The 3,674-nt window shown below is 45.6% G+C and carries 5 protein-coding genes; 1 reads left to right on the top strand and 4 read right to left on the bottom strand.

Annotated elements, in window-relative coordinates; genetic code table 11:
• Nucleotides 1-282: 282 nt before the first annotated feature.
• Nucleotides 283-720: a metallothiol transferase FosB gene (fosB, locus tag AC1DUA_RS28585; protein ID WP_477502981.1), complete on the bottom strand. Its 438-nt coding sequence runs from the start codon at nucleotides 718-720 to the stop codon at nucleotides 283-285.
• Nucleotides 721-826: 106 nt separating this feature from the next.
• Between fosB and AC1DUA_RS28580 the strand changes: the two genes are divergently transcribed.
• On the top strand, nucleotides 827-1,045 hold the full coding sequence (locus AC1DUA_RS28580) for a hypothetical protein (protein WP_477502980.1): 219 nt from the start codon (nucleotides 827-829) through the stop codon (nucleotides 1,043-1,045).
• 41 nt (nucleotides 1,046-1,086) lie between these two features.
• On the opposite strand, the gene AC1DUA_RS28575 is transcribed toward AC1DUA_RS28580, so the two are convergent.
• The 3 genes from AC1DUA_RS28575 to AC1DUA_RS28565 form a co-directional block, all read right to left on the bottom strand.
• Nucleotides 1,087-2,484, bottom strand: a complete 1,398-nt coding sequence (locus tag AC1DUA_RS28575) for a CapA family protein (RefSeq protein WP_477502979.1) — start codon at nucleotides 2,482-2,484, stop codon at nucleotides 1,087-1,089.
• A gap of 77 nt (nucleotides 2,485-2,561) precedes the next feature.
• Nucleotides 2,562-2,816 carry a hypothetical protein gene (locus AC1DUA_RS28570; RefSeq protein WP_477502978.1) on the bottom strand — a complete coding sequence of 85 codons (255 nt, stop codon included), beginning with the start codon at nucleotides 2,814-2,816 and terminating at the stop codon, nucleotides 2,562-2,564.
• 75 nt (nucleotides 2,817-2,891) lie between these two features.
• Complete coding sequence (locus tag AC1DUA_RS28565; RefSeq protein WP_477502977.1) at nucleotides 2,892-3,599, bottom strand: class I SAM-dependent methyltransferase; 708 nt, start codon at nucleotides 3,597-3,599, stop codon at nucleotides 2,892-2,894.
• Nucleotides 3,600-3,674: the final 75 nt, after the last annotated feature.

Genomic DNA, 3,674 nt, shown 5'->3' with positions numbered 1-3,674 from the left:
CCCCTACTCAGTGACAGGGGACGGATTAGCGGTAGATTCTGCAGCTAATATGTCGGTAATATGCGATATCCCCTCAATTCGGCGAAATTAGCGGTAGCTAATCCTATTAATTGGATAAAAGTGGATTTATCGCAGAAAGTAGCTGCAGTTATCGGCGTTAATTGCAAGTAAGCCACCAAAYCCAAGCGTGCTGTCCCCCACTCAGCTACTCATACCCAAGTCCTGCGAGGGTGTCCTCCCACTCAATTGCCACTCCCACACACGGGTGGGCGGACTGCTTCATCACTGCATATCATCATCTTCATAAAACGCCATATGCGGCTTCTCTTTTTTGTAATAAGCTAACCTGTCTTCCAAGTTGCCAGTATGAAATTCAAATTTATGGCCATCCGGATCGGTAAAGTAGACAGAACGCTTATCTTGCTCATCTCTTGTTCGCCCCGGAAGTATATTTACTCCTAAATGCTCCAGCTTTTCCACCATCACATCGAAATCTGCTTCTTCTACTGTAAAAGCCATATGAGTGTACGAGTAATGAATCTCATTTCGCGGAATTTCCTTCTCAACATTCAGCGCGAGCCAAATACCACATAAGTCAAAATAGGCTAAGCTTCTCCCTTTCACCAACAACTTGGCCCCAAATACTTGCTGATAAAATGAAATCGATGTATCTAAATCAGTAACTGAAAAAAGAAAATGGTTCACACTTTTTATTTTCAACTCGTCAGCCTCCCTTCCACATGACATTTTCTATCGCTGCGTGAATGATTCCTGCCTTCTTGGGCATATTAACCAGGAAAAAAACCAACAATTAGGAGGATTCTCCATGTCAGATCAACAATCCAATCAACAACAAAACGCAGAAACCCAAGCACATAATGCTGTGGCAGATGCCCTACACAATCTGAACGAAGCCCAGACAGCTGACAATAATCGCCGGCAGGTGATTCAGGCTGCGCAGGAGCAGCTAGACGCGGCGCATGCACAATTAGCCGAAGCGCGCACGACGCAAGCAAGTAACGAGGATGACGAAAATCTCTCGTAGGCTTCGCCAGAACGAACACCCCTCGACGTTCGAGGGGTGTTTTATTTAACTTTATCTACGCCGATAAAGTTTAGTTCCTGCATAAAGGTTCTCATATGTTCCTTGATCTGATCAAATTGAATTGTACCGTTGCTGAGCTGCACAGGAGTAACTTGATCCACAGGCAGCACCTTGAACTGTGTCATGTTTTTGTAAGAGGTAAATGTGGGAAGAAATGACGGATGTTTCAACGTAATCGTCTTCTCTTTCCCCACCGTCTTGACGACGTCAATCGTCGCCATACCGCCTACTCGCTTGGCAACTCCGCCTTGGGCAGATATGAAATTGCCTAATGAATATAACACTAGCGTTTTGTGGCCATTAGTACTTGTTACCCAAGCTGGTGGCTGCAAAACATGCGGGTGATTACCGATGACGATATGAACGCCGTAGTCCGCCAGCTTTTGCGCGAGCGCCAACTGACTCTCATTGGGTAATGTTTCATACTCCGTTCCCCAGTGCATAGCTACCACGACAACGTCAGATAAGCGCTTCGCCTGCTCAACCTCTTGAGCAATCTGAGCCGTATCAATTCGATTAACTAAATAAGTTTTCCCTTTCGGATGGGGGATGCCATTTGTGCCATAGGCGTAGCTCAGAAATGAGAAAGTAATATTATTTTTGACCAACGTACGAATGTTCTTCTGGTCTTCCTTTGATTTAAATGATCCTGTATAAGGAATGCCAAGTCGATCCCAGTACGACAGAGCACTCTGAATAACTTTTTCCCCGCGGTCCAACGAATGATTATTAGCCACTGTAACAAGGTCCACCCCTGCCGCCTTGAGGGCATCCCCAACTTCCTGCGGACTATTGAACGACGGATAGCCAGAGAGTCGCAGCTCTTTCCCTCCAATCATCGTCTCCTGATTCGCTACCAAAATGTCTGGCACACGCATGTAACTCTGTACGTTCTCAAACATTTTAGAAAAGTTAAATGTGCCGTCCTTCTGCTTGGCATCTTGATATATTTCGCTATGAATAAGAACATCGCCGATGGCTGCCAAAGTGACTTTATTTACGCTAGGTTCCGAAACAATAGGCGGTATAGTCGGTACCGTAACTGTAGGTGGCTGAACTTGTCTAGTATCTGTTTGGTCTTGTCCAGCATCTGCCTGGTCTTGTCCAGTGTCCGCTTGGTCTTGCCCAGCATTTTCCTGCGCTTGTCTAACCTCTACTCGGTCTTCCCCAGCATCTGCCTGGTCTTGTCTAACCTCTACTCGGTCTTCCCCAGCATCCATTAGATCTCGTCTACCATCGATTTGCTCTCCTCTAACATCTGCTTTATCTTGTTTAGTTTCCAGCCTTGCATCCTTCGGCGCAGGTGGGTTCGCCGTATAGAAGCAGCCAGAAGTAAGTGTCAACATGAAAGCTATCGCAACAACGCGTTTCCTGTGCACGCGAAWCCCTCCTGCTGGACATTTTCCATTAGTATGCCCCAGCAAAATATTTCCCTCGCACCTCGAACAGCCGCGTGTCAGTTCGTTTGTTTGCCCTCCCGGTATTCCGAGGGCGTTCGATTCGTAAGCGTTTTGAATATGCGGCTGAAGTGGCGAATGTTCGTAAAATCTGTTGCATCCGAGTGAAGCAGCATAACCTTCGCCTTCTCAATTCGCTGCTCCATCGCCATTCCCGCAATCGTGTCACTGGACAGTAGGCGATCCCCACCAATAACTAAACGGTAGAGCAGCGCTAGAACTGCTTCCTTATAGAACTTGGATATCGACTCCAAATCTGGACATATCTTCAGATAAAAAAAGCCTCTGACTCAGATGACCAACGCATCTAACGAGTCAAGGCTTATGTCTCATGATTTTCGAACAATCCATGTGATGCAGTCCGTTTTCAGCAAAACGTTCCTCTCTTCGCGTTCAATATTGAACACTAATGGCTTTATGGTTGACTTGAGAACCGTCCATCCATCAAACGCTTTTCTCAAGTAGTCACTTGCTTGTTCAGTCGTTAGATTAATCTCCATTAAAACCTCTAATTGCTCACCAGTTTCAGCGTCTACTTCTTCTATGTTGGAATTCATAATGATACAGGTAATGCCGTCTGTTTTCGTACCCAACGCCATGTTGGAAAGCAATGAAGTAATTTTACTTTCAGATTCAACATGCTCGACGACAGAAACTGCAACTATGTAGTCAAAATGATCACCTGGAATTTCATAGTCAGCTATATCCGACAATTGTGGGCTTATATATGAACCCACACCATGGTGCTCACTATATAAACTAAGCTTATCTAGCGCTGATTGGAGCAGATCAACACAGACAACGTTCCCAATTCGTCCATGTAGTTTCTCTGCAATAGGAATACYGTTTCTGCCCACCCCGCAGCCAAGATCCAATATCCGCAAACTCTCATAATGATCAAAAAAATCTAGCGTGTCCATGACCGACTTTACCGGTTTATGCAGCCAGGTTCCAGCTTCGAACAACTTATAGTTGTCATAGCAAGCTTCATGATATTTTCTTTCTTCGGCTCTAATTCGCAGTATTCTGTTGTCCATAGCCACACCCCTCCACATTTTCTTTCTTCGGCTCTAATTCGCAGTATTCTGTTGTCCATAGCCACACCCCTCCAC

The sequence above is a fragment of the Paenibacillus sp. 01T422 genome, assembly GCF_056398785.1.
Note: the sequence above shows the minus strand (reverse complement) of the source record. Positions and strands in the feature narration are given on the sequence as shown.